Source organism: Micromonospora sp. CA-259024 (genome assembly GCF_050936255.1).
Classification (GTDB): Bacteria; Actinomycetota; Actinomycetes; order Mycobacteriales; family Micromonosporaceae; genus Micromonospora.
In genome coordinates, this window is the sequence record NZ_JBNJND010000001.1 from 4,312,077 (window position 1) to 4,329,430 (window position 17,354).

Annotated in this window: 20 protein-coding genes; 12 read left to right on the plus strand and 8 right to left on the minus strand. The window is 70.3% G+C overall.

All coding sequences use genetic code 11. The annotated features are described in order from the left end of the window. Nucleotides 1–7: 7 nt before the first annotated feature. Nucleotides 8–1,183 carry an ROK family transcriptional regulator gene (locus ACQEUX_RS19080; protein ID WP_433049354.1) on the minus strand — a complete coding sequence of 392 codons (1,176 nt, stop codon included), beginning with the start codon at nucleotides 1,181–1,183 and terminating at the stop codon, nucleotides 8–10. 169 nt (nucleotides 1,184–1,352) lie between these two features. On the opposite strand from ACQEUX_RS19080, the gene ACQEUX_RS19085 reads away from it, so the two are divergent. The 4 genes from ACQEUX_RS19085 to ACQEUX_RS19100 all read left to right on the plus strand — a co-directional run bounded on the left by ACQEUX_RS19085 (nucleotide 1,353) and on the right by ACQEUX_RS19100 (nucleotide 4,534). Continuing rightward, entirely contained in the window at nucleotides 1,353–2,807 is a 1,455-nt protein-coding gene (locus ACQEUX_RS19085; protein WP_433049357.1) for a glycoside hydrolase family 3 N-terminal domain-containing protein, read from the plus strand. Between the two features lie 161 nt (nucleotides 2,808–2,968). Beyond that, complete coding sequence (locus ACQEUX_RS19090; protein WP_433049360.1) at nucleotides 2,969–3,382, plus strand: hypothetical protein; 414 nt, start codon at nucleotides 2,969–2,971, stop codon at nucleotides 3,380–3,382. Continuing rightward, nucleotides 3,379–3,873: a thiol-disulfide oxidoreductase DCC family protein gene (locus tag ACQEUX_RS19095; protein WP_433049363.1), complete on the plus strand. Its 495-nt coding sequence runs from the start codon at nucleotides 3,379–3,381 to the stop codon at nucleotides 3,871–3,873. The genes ACQEUX_RS19090 and ACQEUX_RS19095 overlap by 4 nt, the downstream gene beginning before the upstream one ends. After that, nucleotides 3,836–4,534, plus strand: a complete 699-nt coding sequence (locus ACQEUX_RS19100) for a TetR/AcrR family transcriptional regulator (RefSeq protein ID WP_433049366.1) — start codon at nucleotides 3,836–3,838, stop codon at nucleotides 4,532–4,534. Before ACQEUX_RS19095 ends, ACQEUX_RS19100 begins: the two co-directional genes overlap by 38 nt. Nucleotides 4,535–4,761: 227 nt before the next feature. Here ACQEUX_RS19100 and ACQEUX_RS19105 read toward each other — a convergent pair whose 3' ends face one another. Together ACQEUX_RS19105 and ACQEUX_RS19110 are read right to left on the minus strand one after the other, a co-directional pair. After that, the gene (locus ACQEUX_RS19105; protein WP_433049369.1) at nucleotides 4,762–5,424 is read right to left on the minus strand and encodes a GNAT family N-acetyltransferase; all 663 of its coding nucleotides are present in this window, start codon (nucleotides 5,422–5,424) and stop codon (nucleotides 4,762–4,764) included. A gap of 88 nt (nucleotides 5,425–5,512) precedes the next feature. After that, a complete protein-coding gene (locus tag ACQEUX_RS19110) occupies nucleotides 5,513–5,992 on the minus strand; it encodes a DUF4396 domain-containing protein (protein ID WP_433049372.1) in 480 nt (159 codons plus the stop codon). Between the two features lie 139 nt (nucleotides 5,993–6,131). Between ACQEUX_RS19110 and ACQEUX_RS19115 the strand changes: the two genes are divergently transcribed. Beyond that, the gene (locus tag ACQEUX_RS19115) at nucleotides 6,132–6,329 is read left to right on the plus strand and encodes a DNA repair protein (RefSeq protein ID WP_433049375.1); all 198 of its coding nucleotides are present in this window, start codon (nucleotides 6,132–6,134) and stop codon (nucleotides 6,327–6,329) included. A gap of 113 nt (nucleotides 6,330–6,442) precedes the next feature. Further along, on the plus strand, nucleotides 6,443–6,958 hold the full coding sequence (locus ACQEUX_RS19120; RefSeq protein ID WP_433049378.1) for a hypothetical protein: 516 nt from the start codon (nucleotides 6,443–6,445) through the stop codon (nucleotides 6,956–6,958). A gap of 10 nt (nucleotides 6,959–6,968) precedes the next feature. Here ACQEUX_RS19120 and ACQEUX_RS19125 read toward each other — a convergent pair whose 3' ends face one another. Together ACQEUX_RS19125 and ACQEUX_RS19130 are read right to left on the minus strand one after the other, a co-directional pair. Beyond that, nucleotides 6,969–7,697, minus strand: a complete 729-nt coding sequence (locus ACQEUX_RS19125) for a Clp protease N-terminal domain-containing protein (protein ID WP_433049381.1) — start codon at nucleotides 7,695–7,697, stop codon at nucleotides 6,969–6,971. 131 nt (nucleotides 7,698–7,828) lie between these two features. Next, complete coding sequence (locus ACQEUX_RS19130) at nucleotides 7,829–8,293, minus strand: carboxymuconolactone decarboxylase family protein (RefSeq protein ID WP_433049384.1); 465 nt, start codon at nucleotides 8,291–8,293, stop codon at nucleotides 7,829–7,831. A gap of 149 nt (nucleotides 8,294–8,442) precedes the next feature. Between ACQEUX_RS19130 and ACQEUX_RS19135 the strand changes: the two genes are divergently transcribed. After that, complete coding sequence (locus tag ACQEUX_RS19135) at nucleotides 8,443–9,309, plus strand: sigma-70 family RNA polymerase sigma factor (RefSeq protein WP_433049387.1); 867 nt, start codon at nucleotides 8,443–8,445, stop codon at nucleotides 9,307–9,309. A 131-nt stretch (nucleotides 9,310–9,440) separates the two neighbouring features. Next, complete coding sequence (locus tag ACQEUX_RS19140) at nucleotides 9,441–10,268, plus strand: DUF72 domain-containing protein (RefSeq protein ID WP_433049987.1); 828 nt, start codon at nucleotides 9,441–9,443, stop codon at nucleotides 10,266–10,268. Nucleotides 10,269–10,277: 9 nt separating this feature from the next. Here the strand turns inward: ACQEUX_RS19140 and ACQEUX_RS19145 are convergent, their stop codons facing one another. Beyond that, nucleotides 10,278–12,110, minus strand: coding sequence for a glycoside hydrolase family 15 protein (locus ACQEUX_RS19145; protein ID WP_433049390.1), 1,833 nt, complete (start codon nucleotides 12,108–12,110; stop codon nucleotides 10,278–10,280). A 140-nt stretch (nucleotides 12,111–12,250) separates the two neighbouring features. Next, complete coding sequence (locus ACQEUX_RS19150; RefSeq protein ID WP_433049393.1) at nucleotides 12,251–12,577, minus strand: hypothetical protein; 327 nt, start codon at nucleotides 12,575–12,577, stop codon at nucleotides 12,251–12,253. A 147-nt stretch (nucleotides 12,578–12,724) separates the two neighbouring features. Here ACQEUX_RS19150 and ACQEUX_RS19155 point away from each other — a divergent pair, with 147 nt between their 5' ends. The 4 genes from ACQEUX_RS19155 (at nucleotide 12,725) to ACQEUX_RS19170 (ending at nucleotide 14,983) form a co-directional block, all read left to right on the plus strand. Beyond that, nucleotides 12,725–13,150: a VOC family protein gene (locus tag ACQEUX_RS19155; protein ID WP_433049396.1), complete on the plus strand. Its 426-nt coding sequence runs from the start codon at nucleotides 12,725–12,727 to the stop codon at nucleotides 13,148–13,150. 130 nt (nucleotides 13,151–13,280) lie between these two features. Further along, complete coding sequence (locus ACQEUX_RS19160) at nucleotides 13,281–13,571, plus strand: amphi-Trp domain-containing protein (RefSeq protein WP_433049399.1); 291 nt, start codon at nucleotides 13,281–13,283, stop codon at nucleotides 13,569–13,571. A 158-nt stretch (nucleotides 13,572–13,729) separates the two neighbouring features. Further along, nucleotides 13,730–14,641, plus strand: coding sequence for an ion transporter (locus ACQEUX_RS19165; RefSeq protein WP_433049402.1), 912 nt, complete (start codon nucleotides 13,730–13,732; stop codon nucleotides 14,639–14,641). A gap of 120 nt (nucleotides 14,642–14,761) precedes the next feature. Continuing rightward, nucleotides 14,762–14,983 carry a hypothetical protein gene (locus ACQEUX_RS19170; protein WP_433049405.1) on the plus strand — a complete coding sequence of 74 codons (222 nt, stop codon included), beginning with the start codon at nucleotides 14,762–14,764 and terminating at the stop codon, nucleotides 14,981–14,983. 78 nt (nucleotides 14,984–15,061) lie between these two features. Here ACQEUX_RS19170 and ACQEUX_RS19175 read toward each other — a convergent pair whose 3' ends face one another. After that, on the minus strand, nucleotides 15,062–17,281 hold the full coding sequence (locus ACQEUX_RS19175) for a peptidase M6 immune inhibitor A (protein ID WP_433049408.1): 2,220 nt from the start codon (nucleotides 17,279–17,281) through the stop codon (nucleotides 15,062–15,064). Between the last annotated feature and the right edge of the window lie 73 nt (nucleotides 17,282–17,354).

A 17,354-nucleotide genomic window follows, 5' to 3' on the forward strand; every position in this document is an offset into this window, starting at 1 on the left:
AGTGGGCTCAGCCGACGGTGGAGCCGAACACCTCGTCGCGCACGGCGTCCAACGCGGTGCGCAGCGCGCCGTGCAGGATCGGCTCCTCGGTCAGCCCGGTCGGCACCACCCGAGGCCGGACCAGGGTGATCGCCGCGACCTCGTGCTGCACCCGGTCGGCGAGCGCGGCACCGCCGGCCTGACCCACCTCGCCGGCGAGCACGACCAGCGGCGGGTCGAGCACCACGCAGGTACTGGCCACGCCGAGCGCGAGCCGGCGGGCCAGCTCGTCGAGCATCGGGCCGCCGTCGGCGCCGGCAGCGGCGGCCGCGCGGACCGCCTCGGCGGCATCGGCGTCCGGGTAGCCGTGCTCACGGGCCACCGCACGCACCGAGTCCGCGCCGATCAACTGCTGGAAGGCCGGCTTGGCGCGGCGGGAGACGTCGCGCGGGATGGGTGCCCCGGGCACCGGCAGGTAGCCGATCTCACCGGCCGCTCCGCTGCTGCCGTGGTGCAACCGCCCACCCAGCATGATCGCCAGGCCGACGCCGGCGCCCACCCAGACCAGCACGAAGTCCGCCAGCCCCTGCGCGGCACCGGACTGCGCCTCGGCCACCGCGGCCAGGTTGACGTCGTTCTCGAAGACCACCGGGGTGTGCAGGTCGTCACGCAGCGCGGCGAGCAGGCCGCTGTGCCAGCGCGGCAGGTTGAAGGCGAACGTGATGTCGCCGGTGCCGGGATCGACCAGACCGGGCGTGCCGAGCACGATCCGCCGTACGCTGCTCAACTGCGCCTGGGCGCTGCTCGCGGCCTGCACCACGGCGTTGTGCACCACGCCCACCGGGTCGTCGGTGTCCCGGGTCGACTGCTCCACCCGGCCGATGACCGCGCCGGTGATGTCGGCACAGGCCGCCACCACCCGGTCCGGCCCGACGTCCACGCCGACCACGTGCGCGCTGCCGGGGCGGACCGCGTAGAGCTGGGCGTTCGGCCCTCGCCCACCGGCCTGCTCGCCGACCCGCGTGACCAGGCCGCGCTCCTCCAACCGCTCGACCAGTTGCGAGGCGGTGACCTTCGACAGCCCGGTCAACTCACCGAGCCGGGCCCGGGTCAGTGGGCCGCGTTCGAGGAGCAGTTCCAGCGCGGCACGGTCGTTGAGCGCCCGCAACAGGCGGGGGGTGCCGGGCAGCCGGGTCGCACTCATGACACGTCCTCTAGTTTTAGTAAACTTTGCTAACTGTAAACCTACCTGCGAACGGGTAGCCGTAGCGTATCGGCCACCCGCAGGTGGGACGCTCGGCCGACCCGGCAGGGCGAAGACCACCACCGGTACGACGTTTCGCACCGCTGGGGCACCGAAGGGGGAAGATCACGTGGGGCTGGATCCAGGACTGCGCCGGTTGGCGCTGGGCACGCTGCTCGCCGCGTACCCGGGACCGGTCCCGCCGGACTGGGCGGTCGACCTGCTGGCCGAGGGGCTGGCCGGGCACACCCTGTTCGGCACCAACGTGCACAACCCCGCCCAGGTGGCGGCGAGCACGGCCGCGCTGCGCGCCGGCCGGCCCGATGTGCTGATCGCCATCGACGAGGAGGGTGGCGACGTGACCCGGCTGGCGCACGCCACCGGCAGCCCGTACCCCGGAAATGCCGCCCTCGGCGCGATCGGCGACGTGGCACTCACCCGACGGGTCTACCAGGCGATCGGCGCCGAGCTGGCCGCGCTCGGCGTCACCGTCAACCTCGCCCCGACGGTGGACGTCAACACCGCCGACGACAATCCGGTGATCGGCACCCGGTCGTTCGGCGCGGACCCGGTGCGGGTCGCCGCCCACTCGGCCGCCGCCGTGGCCGGGTTGCAGGCCGCCGGCGTGGCCGCCTGCGCCAAGCACTTCCCCGGGCACGGCGCCACGGTCACCGACTCCCACCACGAGCTGCCCACCGTGGACGCTCCGCTGGGCCTGCTGCGCCAGCGGGACCTGCCGCCGTTCGCGGCGGTCGTCGCCGCCGGCGCGCGCGCCGTGATGACCGCACACATCCGGGTGCCGGAGCTCACCGGCACCGACCCGGCCACCTTCAGCCGGGCCGTCCTTGTCGACCTGCTCCGTACCGAGTACGGCTTCAGCGGCGCCGTCATCACCGACGCGCTGGAGATGAAGGGCGCCGCGGTGGCCGCCGGCGGGGTCGGGCCGGCCGCGGTCCGGGCTCTGGCGGCCGGCGCCGACCTCCTCTGCATCGGCGCGAAGGTCGACGCCGAGCTGGTCGAGCGGGTGGCCGCCGAGATCGTCGACGCCCTCGCCGACGGCCGGTTGGCGATCGCGCGGGTCGAGGAGGCAGCCGGCCGGGCCGCCGCGCTCGCCGCCTGGACCCGGACCGCCGGCGGGCCGCAGCCCACCGGGGACACCGAGCTGGGGTACGCGGCAGCACGCCGGGCGGTCCGTGTGGACGGGGTGCTCACCGGCCTGGACCGACCGCTGGTGGTGCAGTTGCACACCGAGTCGACGATCGCCGAGGGGCGGGTGCCGTGGGGCCTCGGTCCACACCTGGACGGGGTGCAGGAGATCCGCGTGATCGCCGCCGAGACCGACCCTGCGATGCTGCGCGGGCTGGCCGGCGACCGTCCCATCGTGCTGGTCGGGCGGCACCTGCACCGGCTGCCCGGCGGCCCGGAGCTGATCGCCGTCCTGTCCGCTGAGCATCCGGTGACCGTGGTGGAGATGGGCTGGCCGGCACAGTGGCGCCCGGCGGGCGTGCGCGCCTTCGTCACCACGTACGGCGCGAGTCACGCCAACGGCCGCGCGGCGGCCGAGGCGCTCGGCCTGGCCAGCTGAGCAACGGCGTCATCCGGTCGGGCTCAACGGCTCGACCGGATGACGCGCCCACCTCCACGCCACAGTGTCCACAGTCACTGGTCACCCACTCTTGAACATGTTCAAAACCTGTCCTACGCTGACGCCGTCGGTAGTTGAACACGTTCAAGAGGGGCGTCCACATGGACATCAAGGTCTGGATGTACGTGATCTACCTGGCAGTCAGCGTCGGCCTGACCATCTGGGTGGCTCGGGCACTGTCCCGCAACGGGCAGGTCTTCCTGGAGGAGGTGTTCGCCGAGGAACGGCTCGCCCGAGCGGTCAACAGCCTCCTGGTGGTCGGCTTCTACCTGCTCAACCTCGGCTACGTCACGGTGGCGATGAAGCACCCCGACCCGGTGGGTTCAACCAGCCAGGCGATGGAGGAGCTCTCCCTCAAGATCGGTTTGGTGCTCCTGGTGCTCGGTGCGCTGCACTTCTTCAACGTCTTCGCGCTGGGCCGCTACCGCCGGAACCGACTCCGCCAGCTCGCCACCCACCCTCCCATCGCGCCGATCGGCCGGCTCCCCATGCCGTCCGCGCCACCGAGCCGATGACCGTGCCACCGACCGACGGCACCGGCCGGCTCCCGGATCCCACCGCGCACGGGGACGGTGGGATCCGGGGGTTCACCGTCCTGTTCGACGCGGCCTGCCCGATCTGCCATGCCGCCCGCCGATGGTTGGCGTCCCGCGCCCAGCTCGTACCCCTGGAGTTCGTGCCGGCCGGGTCCACCGAGGCCCAGCGGCGCTTCCCGGGCCTGGACCACGACGCGACGCTGCGCGACCTCACCGTGATCGCCGACACCGGCGAGGTGTACGCGGGCGACGGCGCCTGGTTCGCCTGCCTCTGGGCGCTGGCCGACCACCGGTCCACAGCCGAGCGGCTGGCCCGGCCGCACCTGCTGCCCCTCGCCCGGCAGACGGTGGCCGCCGCCTCGGCGATACGGGAGCGGCTCCGCGACCCACGGGCCGAGCCGACAGACGAAGTGGCGGGATACGGTGACCCGGATGACCGAGCAGCCTGCGCCGACGACCACTGCGGCTGACCCTGCCACCGCCCGAGGCGAGCAGACCCGGCAGCTGATCCGGGACACCGCCATGCGGCTGTTCCGCGAGCGCGGTTACGCCCAGACCACCATGCGGGCGATCGCCCAGGAGGCCGGCGTGGCGGTCGGCAACGCCTACTACTACTTCGGTTCCAAGGATCATCTGATCCAGGAGTTCTACGCCCAGTCCCAGACCGAACACCGAGCCGCCGCGCAGCCCGTGCTCGATCGGGAGGAGGCGTTCGGTGCCCGGCTCGCCGGTGTGCTGCACGCGGGGATCGACGTGCTGACGCCGTCGCACGAATTCGCCGCGACCTTCTTCAAGACGGCGGCGGAGCCCACCTCACCGCTGAGCCCTTTCTCGGTGGAGTCCTCCGGCCCCCGACAGGCGGCCATCGACCTCTTCGCCGAGGTCCTGACGGGCTCGACCGCCAAGGTCGACGCCGAGCTGCGCCCGCAGCTACCCGAGCTCCTCTGGCTCGCCTACATGGGCGTGGTTCTCTACTGGGTGCACGACCGGTCGCCGGGACAGACCAAGACCCGCCAGCTGGTCGACGGCGTCGTGCCACTGATCGACCGACTCGTGGCGCTGTCCCGGCTGCGGGTCCTCCGCCCCGTTACCCGACAGGTTCTCGACCTGATTCGCACGCTACGTCACTGACCCGACCGACACCGTCGACCGGTGAATCAGCAGGTCAAGTCTGCTTTTCGACACTCCGAGCCGACAGCTCAAACCTTGCCCCGATCCTGTTCGATACGTAGCGTGATCGACACGTCCCGGCTCGCCCAGTGCGCGGCCGGCACGTCCGGAACCGGGGCCTGGGGGGAGGTTGCGGACCGTGGATCCGGCCCGGGATCCACGGTCCGCGCCCATTACCGGTGACCCGCTCAGCGCGGATAGACCCCGTACGCCCGCCAGCCCCGATCCGGGAAACCGGCCGCCTCCGCGACCCGGGCCGACGCGTGGTTGTCCCGCTCGTGCAGGTAGGTGGGCACCGCACCCTCGTCGAGCACCCGCCGGGCCGCCTGCGCCACCAGCCGACGGGCGAGGCCTCGACCGCGAGCGGCCGGCACGGTGCCGACGGCCAACTCGTGCCCGTACGCGTCGTGCCGCTTCATCCCGGCCCCGGCCAGGTAGGTGCCGTCCACGTCGCGGACCACCAGCACCGACCGGTCGAACAGCCGAAGCCACGGCGGCAGGCCCGGCGCTGTCGGCTCGGTCCACTCCCCCACGTCCGGCAGCGGCGCGGGGGCCAGGGTCCACCGGAATGGTCCGTCGTGCACGCACCAGTCGGGCAGCCCGACAGCCTCCGGCAGCGCCGGAAGCAGCCGATCCGGCGAGCGCCGGGCCAGCGCGCGGATCGCCGCCACCCGGTCCGGCGGCACGGAGAGCACGGCGCTCTGCCCGGTGTCCACGGCGAGCGCCGGGCGCAACCGGCCGTCCCAGGCGGGTTTCGCCCGCCGGTGCGAGGCGACCACGTGCAGGCCCGGCCTGGCCGGCCACTGGCCCAGCCAGGTGGCCAGGTGCAGCTGGAGCCGCCGGTCGAGCATGCGCACCTCCCCGTCACCCGGCCCGTCGTGGATCACCGTACGCGCGGCGGTCCCGACGGGCGGACGATACGGCAAGGGCCGAACCGAGCTACGACGCCGCGGGCGCCTCGGGGTGATGCCCGCCGTGGTGATGCTGGTGCACCGTGGCGTGCCCCCTCCCGCGGACGATCAGGGCCCGGTTCACCGGCACCGTGACCAGGAAGGCCACCGCCAGCGCGCCGGCCAGGCTGCCCCAGAACAGGGGGTCGGCGAGGCCGGCCCGCATGGCGCCCGGCACGGCGAGCATGACGCCGTTGTCCACCAACTCCATCACCGCGATGCTGACCGTGTCGGCGACCAGGGCCACCCGGATCGCCTGTGCCAGCGGCAGGCCGGAGCGGAGCACCGGGCGGACCGTCAGGGCATAGCCGAAGACGAACGCCAGTGCGACGGCGAGGGCGATGGTGCCCAGGTCGGGCCAGCCCAGCGCGGTGCCGATGACCATGCCGAGCACCTCGCCGATGGCACAGCCGGTGAGGCAGTGCAGGGTCGCGGCGATGGCCAGTCGGGTGGGATTCGCGTTTTCCATGCCCCGCAGCCTATACCCCCAGGGGGTATAGGCTGCAGCGACGCGGGTCACTTTTTCACCACGACCCGGAACCGGACGCACCGATCGACCGTCATAGCTATTTCCATACATGGACACCTTTGTTTGGGACGGTATGGTCATGCCGATTCAGCCGAACGACCGCTACCACCAGGACCCCGAGCGACTCTGGCGGGCAACGGAGCCCGCTGACCGCTTTCCGGCTCAGCCGCGCTACCGCGGGACCCCTGCGACGGGAGTTTCGGACGCCCTGTCCTGGGCGGAGCTGAACAAGCTGCCGGCCGGCGGCTCCGCCCAGCGGGTTGTCAACACCCGCTGACCCGACGGCGCCGGCCACGACACACCCGGGCTGTCCAACGCGGGCTTTCGCACACCTGTCGGGTAATTTCTTGTGGTCCGGAATCCCGGCCTACGACAGGAGAAGCTCCGCGCATGGGCAAGAAGACGATCCACGTCTCCGACTTCACCGGCACGGTCCTACAGGACGACGACGAGGTGGTCCGCATCGTCGTCCTGGAGCACCCGGACCTGGTCGCCGGGCCCGTGCAACTGGACGCCACCCCGACCGAGGTGGAGAACATCGACGACGCCGCGCTGGACGTGGCGGTGGTCGAGATCCACGACAAACACGGCGGTGGCGAACCGCGCCGGGTGGTGCTGACCGCCAGCGAGTTCGACGCGATGGCCACCGACGTGCCGATGGCGCAGCTGTTGAAGACGGCCGAGCGGGTCCGCCCGCCCAAGGCCCGCAAGAGTGTCGAGAAGATCGACTACGGCACGCTGGAGCACGCCGGCAAACCGCACCGGGGACGGGTCACCGAGGAGGAGGCCCGACTGGTACGCGAGCAGCTCGACGAGGTCAACAAGCGCCTCGCCGACGCGGGCGTGCGCCAGATCGACCCGGCCGATCCGGAGCACGCCCTGCGTTACGGCTTCCCGACCACCTGACCGCGGCAGGTCACTTCTGCGCTACCGCGGCGGCGAGGGCGGCGGACAGGTCGGCCTCGACCGCCGCCTTCTCCAGGCCGAGGTTGGTGAGCACGCCGGCGCCGTCCTCCTGCTCCAGCAGGGCGAGCAGGATGTGCTCGGTGCCGATGTAGTTGTGCCCGAGGCGCAGCGCCTCCCGGAAGGTCAGCTCCAACGCCTTCTTGCCGCGTGCGTCGTACGGGATGAGGTCCGGAATCTGGTCGGCCGGCGGCGGGAGGGCCGCGCCCACCGCGTCCCGCACGGCCTCCGGGGTGGCACCGCAGCCGGCCATCACCCTCGCGGCCAGCCCGTCGGGTTCTGCGAGCAGCCCCAGCACCAGGTGCTCGGGGCCGATCTCGGCGTTCCCGGCGGTGCGGGCCTCCTCCTGCGAGGCCATCACCACGTTGCGGGCCCGGGGGGTGAACCGGCCGAAGCCGGCGTTCGGGTCGAGCGCCGCCGCCTCGGTGGCCTTCGGCACGAAGCGCTTCTGAGCGGCCTGCTTGGTGACCCCCATGCTGCGGCCGATGTCGGTCCAGGAGGCGCCCGAGCGCCGGGCCTGGTCGACGAAGTGCCCGATCAGGTGGTCCGCGACCTCGCCGAGGTGATCGGCGGCGATGACCGCGTCGGTGAGTTGGTCGAGCGCGTCCGTGTGCGCCTTCTTGATCGCCTGGATGAGGTCGTCGAGCTTGACGGTGTTGCTCATCTGGATGGGCTCTGTCATGCGTCAACCATAGGTTGACGAAGCCTCTTCGTCAACCCAGAGTTGACGACCAGTGCCGCCGTTTGATCACCTGATGCTCAGCAGCCGTCGGAGCACCGATCGACTACTGAGCACCACGTGATCGAGGCTGGTCAGCCCCAGTTCTGCGGGGCCGGCTGGCGGGTGGTGGCGTTGATCCGGTTGAAGAAGTTGGTGGTGGCCACCCAGAGCACGATCGCGGCCAGCTCCTTCTCGTCGAAGTGCCGAGCCGCCTCCGCCCAGACGTCGTCGGGCACGGCGTCGGCCCGGTCGGCGAGCCGGGTGGCGGCCTCGGCGAGCGCCAGCGCGGCCCGCTCCGCCTCGGTGAAGTACGGAGTCTCCCGCCAGACCGCGACCGCGAACAGGCGGTCCTCGGTCTCGCCGGCCTTCCGGGCCGCCCGGGCGCCCGAATCGACGCAGGCGCTGCACCCGTTGATCTGGCTGGCCCGCAGATGCACCAGCTCCAGCGTGCTGGCCGGCACCCCGGCCGAGTGCGCGGCCTTGTAGAGCAGGCTGACCGCCTTCACGGCGTCCGGCAGCAGGCTGGCAGGGTTCTGGATGCGCGGTTCGATGATCATGTCTTGTCGTCCCGTCTTGTTAGGCTGCCCGGCACGCGTCGCGGTAGGACGCCCCGGTTGTCACTGGGATGTCGGCCGGCGAGCCGACGGCGTGACAGATGTGGTGGCGGTCACAGAGCCGCTCAGGTCCATCCCGGGGGGACGAGGTCATGAACGAGGCGGACCTGCTGGCCCGGCGCTTCGAGGAGAACCGGTCGCGGCTACGGACGATCGCCCACCGGATACTCGGCTCCGGCACGGAGGCCGAAGATGCCGTCCAGGACACCTGGTTGCGCCTCAGCCGAGCCGATGTCACGGGCATCGACAACCTGCCCGGGTGGTTGACGACCACCGTCGGCCGGGTCTGCCTGGACCGGCTGCGCGCGCGTACCGCTCGTCCCGAACAGCTGTGGGACAGGGCCGCACCGGAACCCGACCCGATCGACGGCGCTCCGGTCGACCCCGAGGGTGAGGCCGTGCTGACCGAGTCCGTCGGCCGCGCGCTCCTCGTCGTCCTGGACACCCTCGCGCCGACCGAACGGTTCGTGTTCGTCCTGCACGACATGTTCGCCGTGTCGTTCGAGGAGATCGCCGCCGTGGTCGATCGAAGTCCCGCCGCCGTCCGCCAGATCGCCAGCCGCGCACGCCGCAGGGTGCACCAGGTCGGAACCGTCCGGGAGACCGATCCGGCCCGTCAGCGACGCGTCGTCGAGGCATTCCTCGCCGCGTCGCGGGAGGGCCGGTTCGACGACCTCGTCAGCCTGCTCGACCCGCACGTCGTCATGCGCGCCGACCCGGTGGCCGCGAGCATGGGTTCGGCCGCCGAGACGCGCGGTTCGGCCGTCATCGCCGGCTTCTTCAACGGCCGCGCCCAGGGGGCGGCGCCGGCGTACGTCGATGGGATGCCGGGCGCGGTCGTCGGTTTCGACGGGATCGTCAAGCTTGTGGTCAGCTTCATCGTCACCGACCGGATCATCGGCATCGAGGTGGTGGCCGACCCGGCACAGCTCGCGACGCTCGACGTCACCGTCGGATAGGCGGAGCGCCGGCCACGCACCCTGCTGCCGCACCGTCGGTCGTGTCGTGTCCGGCACCCGTATACCGTGGGCTCCGGCCAGGCGCGGTGCACGGAGGGAGGGCTGACGTGCGGCTCTCCGTCGGATGCGCGATGTGGACCCACCGGTCGTGGCAGGGCCGCCTCCTGGCACATCCACTCCCGCCGCAGGAGCGTCTGCGGCACTACGCCGGCTGGTGCGACGCCGTGGAGGGAAACACGACGTTCTACGCGACGCCGACCCGGGAGACCGTGGCGGCGTGGGCCGCGCAGACGGATCCCGGTTTCCGCTTCGTCCTCAAGCTTCCCAAGGTCGTCACCCACGAACGCCGGCTCACCGACACCGGCGAGCCGCTGCACGCCTTCCTGGACGCGATCGAGCCGCTCGGTCCGCGTACCCATGCCCTCTGGATCCAGTTGCCCGGCTCGTTCTCTCCCGCCGACGTTCCGACCCTGGGCCGCTTCCTGGGCCACCTTCCCCGTTCCCACCGGTACGCCGTGGAGGTGCGCCATCCGGCGTTCTTCACCGACCCCAACGCGATCCGGCTCCTCGAACAGACCCTCGGCAGCGCGGACGCCGAGTGGGTCCCGTTCGACACCACCGCGTTCTTCACCACCCCGCCGACCAGCGACGCGGAGCGCGACGCCTGGACCAAGAAACCGCGGGTGCCGCTCCGGTCGGTGGCGCTGACCGACCGGCCGATCGTCCGCTACCTCGGTCGCGACGACACCACCCGGACCGTCGAGGGGTGGCAGCGCTGGGTCGACGTCACCGTCACCTGGCTGCGCGAGGGGCGCTCGCCGACGATGTTCATCCACACGCCGGACAACGGCGACGCACCCGTGCTCGCCCGCCGGTTCCACGACGAGGTACGCGCACGCGTACCCGAGCTTGCGGCGCTGCCCGAGCCGATACCGGTCGAGCCCCTGACGCTGTTCTGACCCGAGCGGTCAGTGCTGCCTGTCGAGCAGCTCGTCGAGGTGGGCCGCCGTGCTGATCAGCGAGAGATGGCTGAACGCCTGCGGGAAGTTGCCGATCTGCTGACCGGTCGGGGCGATCTCCTCGGAGTAGAGGCCCAGGGGGCTGCTGTAGGTGAGCATCTTCTCGAAGGTCAACCGTGCGTCGTCGAGCCGGCCGGCCTGGGCGAGCGCCTGGACGTACCAGAAGGTGCACATGTTGAAGGTGCCCTCGGTGCCGGCGAGGCCGTCCGGCGAGGCGTTCGGGTCGTAGCGGTAGACCAGGCTGTCGGAGACCAGCTCGGCGTCCATCGCCCGCAGCGTCGACTTCCACATCGGGTCGGTCGGCGAGATGAAACCCAGCCCGGGCATCGCGAGCAGCGAGGCGTCCAGGATGTCGGTGCGGTAGTGCTGCACGAACGCGCGGCGCCCGGGGTGGAACCCACGGGTCATGACCTGCTCGTAGATGGCGTTGCGTTCGGTGGTCCAGCGAGCGGTGTCGCCGGGGCGCCCGCGGCGCTGGGCGAGGCGGATGGCACGGTCGAGCGCCACCCAGGACATCATCCGCCCGTAGGTGAAGTCCTGCCGACCGGACCGGGTCTCCCAGATGCCGTCCTCGGGTTGGTTCCAGTGCTCGCAGAGCCAGTCCATCAACGCTGCCGTCTTTCGCCATCCCTCGTACGGCGCGACCAGCCCGTTCCGGTCGGCGAGTTCCAACGAGTTGAGCGCCTCGCCGTAGATGTCGAGTTGTAGCTGGCCCGCCGCGCCGTTGCCGATCCGCACCGGCGCCGAGCCGCGGTAACCCTCCAGATGACCCAGCACCTCCTCGGGGAGATCCGGTGAGCCGTCGATCCGGTACATGACCTGCAGGGGCAGATCGCCGTCGCGGGCTTCGCGGATGCGGGCGTCGAGCCAGAAAAGGTACTTCTGGGCCTCTTCGGTGAAGCCCAACCGGAGCAGCGCGTGCACCGAGAAGGACGCGTCCCGGACCCAGGTGTAGCGGTAGTCCCAGTTCCGCTGCCCGCCGACCTGTTCCGGCAACCCCGCGGTGGGTGCGGCGACCAGAGCGCCGGTCGGGGCGTACGTCATCAGCTTGAGCGTCATCGCCGACCGCTCGACCATCTCTCTCCAGCGACCGGTGTAGCGGGAACGACCCGCCCACCGCCGCCAGAAGTCCCGGGTCTCGGCGAGCAGTTCGCACGCCTCCTCGGTGCTGAGCGCTCGGGGCGCGTGCGGGCAGGCCGTCTCCAGGACAACCCCACCGATGTCACCCGCGTGCAGCGTGAACCGTGCGGCCACGCCTTCCTCGTCGCGTCGAATGCTCCCCGCGTCGATCAGCCGTTCCACGTGCTTGAAGGGCGCGATGGTGAGGGTCAGGGTCCGACTCCGGAAGACCACGCCCTCGGGGTGCGTCTCAAGCTCGTACGGATCGCGACCGTAGTTGAAACGGGGGCGGCAGTCGAAGCGGAACGGCATACTCCCCCGGACCATCCTGACCAACCGGATCAACCGGTGCTGCTCAGTGGCACGTTCACCGGTGACGGGCATGAAGTCCAACAACTCCCCCACGCCGTCGGCGCTGTGGAAGCGGGTGATCAGGATCGGCGTGCCGGGCAGGTAGAGCTGCTTGCTCGTGTAGTCGATGCCGTCGGGTGAGAACTGGAAGTGGCCACCCTTGCGGCGGTCCAGCAGCGCGCCGAAGACGCTCGGTGAGTCGAAGCGGGGCGCACAGAACCAGTCGACCGTGCCGTCCGTGCTGATCAGCGCCGCGGTCTGCAGGTCACCGATCAGACCGTGCTCCTCCACCGCCGGGTAGGTCGTCTCCACGCTGTCCCCGCCATTCGTCATCGCAACGGCGACTACCCGGAAAGGGTCGCGATATACGGCCTGCGGGGTGTTCCGTCATCGCTTCCCGGCCCGGGACGGGGCGTACCGTCAGGTTCGGCCCGTCCCGGAACACGGAAGGGTCAGCTGGCGAGGAAGCTCGTCCACCGCCCGGCCGGGTAGGTGCTGAGCGTGCTCATGCCCGTCGCCTGGCCGGAGCAGTCCGAGGTCTGGTAGAAGACGACGTCCTCGAAGTTGCTCCAACCGACGTGGCTGTCGGCGGTCGGGGGGAGCGGGGCGCACGTGCCGGTCGGGGCCGGGACGTTGGCCACCAGGGTGGTGAAGTTTCCACTGTAGAAGCTCAGTCCGGTTTCCTGTGCCGAGGCGGGAGAGGCCAGGAGGCCGAGCGCGGCGGTCATGATCGCGGACATGGTCAGTACTGCGCCGGCCCGGGCTGCTCTTGCTCGCATGCGCGCACTCCAATGCATCGACGGATGTTGAGGTCATCGTCGCCCGGTTTTGTTGCCAACGCAAGCATTTCGTCAGCCATTGCGGAAGCGGAGCTTCCGCAATCGCCGATAACGTCGACACCAACGACATCGACGAGAGGACGCCTGATGAGCCTGCGAGGCTTCGCCACACTGAACATCTGGGCGGACGACGTGGCGGCAGCCACCGCCTGGTACGCGGACTTCCTCGGCGTTGAGGCGTACTTCCTGCGCCCCGGGCCGGACGGCCGACCGGCGTACACCGAGTTCCGCATCGGCGACCACCAGGCCGAGCTGGGCATCATCGACCGCAGGTACGCGCCGCCCGGCGCCGCGACGGGGCCCGGCGGCGTGGTCATGCACTGGCACGTCGACGACCTCGACGCCACCGTCGAACGGCTGTTGGCGATGGGCGCCACGGAGTACCAACCCATCACCCCGCACGGGGACGAGGGGTTCGTCACCGCGTCGGTCGTCGACCCGTTCGGCAACGTGCTGGGCGTCATGAAGAACCCGCACTACCTCGACGTCCTCGCATCGCTGAAGGCGACCTGACGCGGACGTGCTCGACGTGGCCCTCTGCACACGCTCGGACGCCCTCGCAAGATCCATATCACGTGCTCGACGCACACGCCGTTCTACCCGCCTCGCTGTCGATCCTCTGTGGAGTGACAGCATGGCCGGCATGGATATCTACGAGGACGCCCGCACGGTGTCACGGGCCGACCTGGCAGCCTGGCTGCGTCAACTGGCGCACCAGCTGGAGTCTGACGGACGGATCTTCTACGGCGCCGCAGGCGCGGTGACGGTCGCCGACTCCGTCCGGTGTGAGCTGGAGATCGAGCGCGAGAGCGAGACGGAACTGTCCGTCGAGATCGAGTTTTCCTGGACCGTGCCGGCGCCCGCGAAGGCGGCCGACGAGGTCGAGGAGCCCACGAGCGGCGAGGAGCAGGCCGAGGCCACGCCGGAGGCGTGACCTCACCGCGACAACGCGTCGCGCGGCGGCCATCGATGTCGGTGGCCGCCACCGCCGGCGCCCGGATCCAGGTTCAGTCCGTAGTGGTCGGGCCGTCCACTCCCCGAAACCTGGGTGATCTAGCCTGCTGCGCGGTGCCGGACGGGTCGAGGAGTGTGATGACGAGCGCAGCACGTGGTCGGGCGTACCGCCTGACCGACGCGTGCCAGGAGTTGGTAGCCGCCCCCTGGTTCAATCTGGCCAGCTTCATCGTGATCACCCTCAACGCGGTGGCGCTGGGCCTGGAGACGTACGGCCGAACGATCGCGGTGGCCGGACCCCCACTCCAGGCCATCGAGTACGCGTGCCTGGCGTACTTCGTGGTCGAACTGTTGGCGCGGTTCGGGGCGCACCTGCGACAGCCGGCGCACTTCTTCCGGGATCCGTGGAACGTCTTCGACCTGCTCATCGTCGTCGCACCACTGGTGCCCGGCGTACGCGAGAACGTCACCATGCTGCGGCTGTTGCGGCTGGCCCGCATCGTCCGCGCGTTCCGCCTCTTCCCCAGCCTGCGCGTGATCCTCGTCGGGATCCGGCGCAGCCTTCCCGGGCTCGGCAGCTTCCTCCTGGTCACGGTGCTCGTGCTGTACGGGTACGCGATGCTCGGCTGGATGCTGTTCGGCGCGGCGATTCCCGGGCGGTACGGCACGGTCGGGCAGGCGATGCTCACGCTGTTCCTGCTGCTGTCGCTGGACGGCATCACCGACACACTCCAGGCTGGCCGGGAGGTCACGGAATGGGCGGTGCTGTACTACGTCTCGTACATGATCACTGCCTGCTACCTGCTCACGAACCTCCTGGTGGGCGTGGTCCTGAACGCGCTGGACGAGGCCCATCAGGAAGAGCGCGCCGCGGCGGCACGGGCCGCCCGACCGGAGGGTTCGGCAGACCTCGACGAGCCGTCGATCCACGAGCAGCTGGCCCAACTACGCGCGATCATCACCAACCTGGAGCACCGGCTGCCAGAGACCACCGCCGGCGAGCCCGACAGCTCCGCGTCCGAACTGCGCCGGGAGCCCACCCTCGCGTAGTCCCAGCAGACCGAGCGAGCACACGGTCCTTTGTAGACCGCTGTGCGGCCTGATGATCTAATTCACCCGCAAGTTTCACAACTGGGCGGAATGTCCGCCCAAACGATCGAAGGAGTACGCATGACTGTCGCCGCCGATTTCTCCAAGCTGGTAGTCAAGGCTTACCAGGACAAGAGCCTTGCCGAGCTGGTCGACTCCCCGGTGAACGCTCTCACCGGGGTCAGCGAGGGCGACGCCAAGCTGCTCAAGGAGGCCTTCAACATCACCACCGTCGCCGACCTCGGGCGCAACCCGTACTTCCGTACCGCCCAGGCCCTGGTGGCCCTGACCTCCGGCAAGTAACCAGACCCCGGCAGGAACGAAGCGGGGGCACTCACTGTCGAACTCGACGGCGAGTGCCCCCGCGACAGGGGGTCCAGGTCAGCTCAGCGAGCTGTTACCCCCGGGCTGCACCACGCCGTTCACGGTGAGCTGGTACGGCGCGTACTGCGTCACCTGCTCGGTCGGATCGTCGTACGCGACGATGGCCACGACGGTGGGGAACGCGTCCAGCACCGCCAGCTCCAGCTTGCCGATCGTGACGTCGGACCGGCCGTTGGACTCGAACTGCCAGGCGATCGAGTGCTTCTCGTCGATGCCGACGAGCCGCAGGTTCCAGTTCTTGACCGCGATCGGCCGGATCTCCGTGGGCGAGTCGAACGGGGCCAGGCCGGTGCCGTCGCTGATCGTCTTCCCACCGAGGGTGATGTCGTCGAGCAGCAGGCCGCCCTCGTTGACGCCACCGTCGCTGACGTAACGGAAGCCCAGCAGCACGGTCTTTCCGGCGTACGCCGACAGGTCGTACGAACGCGCCTCGAAGCCATTCGTCGTACCGTTCAGCGCCGGGCCGAACGGCCCATCGACGGTGCGGTCGCCGGGGATCGCCGTGTACGTGGCGCCACCGTCCGTCGACACGGTCACGTAGCCGTAGTCGAAGCCGAACTCGGCACCGTACTTGGCGAGGAACCGCAGCGTCGGGTCGGTGGTCGGCACCGATACCGAGGTGACCGCCGCCGAGTCCAGGCTGTTGGCGTTACCGGAGAAGAGAACGGCGTTGCCGGGACGGTCCGGGTCCTGCGTGGTGGTCGTCCACGCCAGCGGAAGCGCGGGCAGGGTCTTCGCGCCCTGGAACTTCACCGACCGCAGGTCGCGACCGCTCAGCAGCTTGCCCTTACCCGCAGCCAGCTGCACGTAGTCGGCACCGTTCGGCGCGGCGCCCGGCGTACCGTTGGCTGCCGTGCTGGCCAGATTGACGGTGGAGCGCAGGCTCGGCGTGGTGACCCGGCTCTTCGAGACGCCGAGGGTGATCCCGAGCCGCGAGTCGCCGACGACCTTGTCGAGCAGCGTCATCGACTGGAAGTCGTGGATGACCTGGTAGACGTCGTGGACCTTGACGGTCTCCAACTCGGCGTCCAGGCTCGCGAGGCCCTGCCGCTCACCGTCGCGGTGCAGGCGGGACATGAAGTCGGCGCCGTAGCGGTCGTACAGGAACAACATGAACGAGTACGCGCTGCCGTAGTCGGCGAGCACCGCGTTCGGGTTGGGGCTCTCATCCCAGAGGGTGAGGGAGTTCTCCGGCCCACCGCAGTCGCGCGGGTTCGTGTTGAACGGCGTCTGCACGCTGCCGAACCCCTGGTAGCAGTAGAGGTGGCCGTCCGCCCCCCGGTCGAAGACCGTGGCCTTCGAGTCGCTGTAACCGGTCAGCGACATGGCGAAGTCGGAGAGACCCTCGTTGATCCAGTTCGTCTCGAAGGGGTCGGCGTAGTAGTGCGCGAGGTGCTGCCACTCGTGGGCGAACGTGCCCTCATAGCTGTTCGGCCGCGCCCCACGACTGGTGCACAGGTCGTCGGTGGGCTCGTCCGGCGGGTTCGCCGTCATCCGGTGCAGCCAGTCGAACGCGTCGACGGTCATGACGTTCCGGTCGAGCAGTTCGTTGAACTGCGCCGAGAAGAACCCGGCGATGTAGGTCGGCGCGGCCGGGAAGCTGTAGTAGTTGTCGTCCCGCACGTTGTCCACGAGGGTGACGGTCTTGTTCCCGGCACCGGTGTAGACCCCACCGTTTCCGTCGGCGTCCGGCCCGATCTGGGCGTTGGTGCCGTCGCGGTCCGGCGGGGTGCTGAAGGCCTTGGTCTCCTTCGGGTACATGTTGTTGTCGAACTCGTCGACAAGGTGCTGGACCTGTGCGTCGGTGATCTGCGTCGACGACGGCACCTGGGCGCGGCAGTCACCGGCCGGGAAGGCCAGGTCGTTGGCGACCCAGACCTCGATGTGCTCGCCGACGGCCCGCAGCGTGTAGTCCTTGCGGTAGACGGTCCCCTCGATGTCGTCGAGGCCGAGCCACTGGCGGACCGTACCGACCGTCGGCGTCTCGGCCGGCTGCGCCTGCTTCCGCGCGCCGGTAGGCGGCTGATACCGCGAAGACGTCGCGAGCGGCTGACCGTCCAGTGTGAAGTCCTTGCGGGTGAGCTCGCGCATGTCGCTCGGCTGGGCGGCCTTCGACGTGGCCGCCTCGGCCGATGCCGGCACCGGTGCGGCGACAACGGCGAGAGCCGGTAGGACGAGGGCGGCGGCGAGCGCTCCAGCGATGCGAGTGCGTGCCATGGAACCTCCTTCGGGCGTTTGACCCGATTCCCGTGAGATCGGCCGGGGTGCCGGCCGCTCACGATGATCTTCA